4 tRNA genes are annotated in these 1,071 nt (G+C 41.4%); all 4 read right to left on the bottom strand.

Features of this window, described 5'->3' with window-relative positions:
* Positions 1–339: 339 nt before the first annotated feature.
* Positions 340–413, bottom strand: a tRNA-Gly gene (locus I2483_RS19185).
* 103 nt (positions 414–516) lie between these two features.
* Positions 517–603: transfer RNA gene (locus I2483_RS19180), tRNA-Leu, on the bottom strand.
* Positions 604–673: 70 nt separating this feature from the next.
* Positions 674–746, bottom strand: a tRNA-Lys gene (locus tag I2483_RS19175).
* A 100-nt stretch (positions 747–846) separates the two neighbouring features.
* A tRNA-Gln gene (locus tag I2483_RS19170) sits at positions 847–921 on the bottom strand.
* Between the last annotated feature and the right edge of the window lie 150 nt (positions 922–1,071).

Here is a 1,071-nt window from a genome sequence, read left to right as displayed (position 1 = left end):
GATCAAACTCTCCATAATAGAAGAAAATGAATAGCTCATTTCTTGCTGACTCGAATCCGAAGATTCTTGTGTGTGTTTCTTTTCAACCAACCGAAGCTGACTTAGTTAGAAACGTTTTGCTCAAGTGCGTTAGCACTCTCGCTGTATTTCATTGATGTTTTGCTGTTCAGTTTTCAAGGTTCATTTGCATCGGAGTTAAATCGAACTCCAACACTCTCTTTATTTAGTTGCCAACCAAACGACAACTTCTTAAGTTTAGCATATCCTTTTCGCGAAGTCAACAAGTATTTCAAATTAACTTTCGAAGTGATAATCACTTAATTGTTTCATAAAATAGTATGGAGCGGGTGAAGAGAATCGAACTCTCATCATCAGCTTGGAAGGCTGAGGTTTTACCACTAAACTACACCCGCATAATATTGGTACATCCGACGTTAGTTGAATGTTAACCAGTTATTCTTATTGTATCACTCTGTCCATCGAGGTGAAAGGACCTTTTTATTAAACAAGTTTTTTTGGTGCGGTAAAGAGGACTTGAACCTCCACGGGGTTAACCCCCACTAGGCCCTCAACCTAGCGCGTCTGCCATTCCGCCACTACCGCATTGCTTCAGCGACAAAATTTATTATACACCATACAATTCTTTTGTCAATACTTTATTTAAAGTAAATGATGAGCCATGCAGGATTCGAACCTGCGACCCTCTGATTAAAAGTCAGATGCTCTACCAACTGAGCTAATGGCTCTCTATTATATAGAAGAAGTACTTCGTGCAGTTAAAACAATTGCTCCAAGCACCTTTGGTGTTTGTCGCAAAGATTTCCGCGTGGCAACACGCTAAAATCTTGGCTGGGGTAGCTGGATTCGAACCAACGAGTGACGGAGTCAAAGTCCGTTGCCTTACCGCTTGGCTATACCCCAACGATACCATATTCAGCCAATTGAAGATGCTGTATAAAGTTCTATATGGAACACTCTTTTCAAAACTTCGTTTTGAAAAAGTAATGGTGACCCCTACGGGATTCGAACCCGTGATACCGCCGTGAAAGGGCGGTGTCTTAACCGCTTGAC

This window comes from Sporosarcina sp. E16_3, from assembly GCF_017347125.1.
GTDB lineage: Bacteria > Bacillota > Bacilli > Bacillales_A > Planococcaceae > Sporosarcina.
Note: the sequence above shows the minus strand (reverse complement) of the source record. Positions and strands in the feature narration are given on the sequence as shown.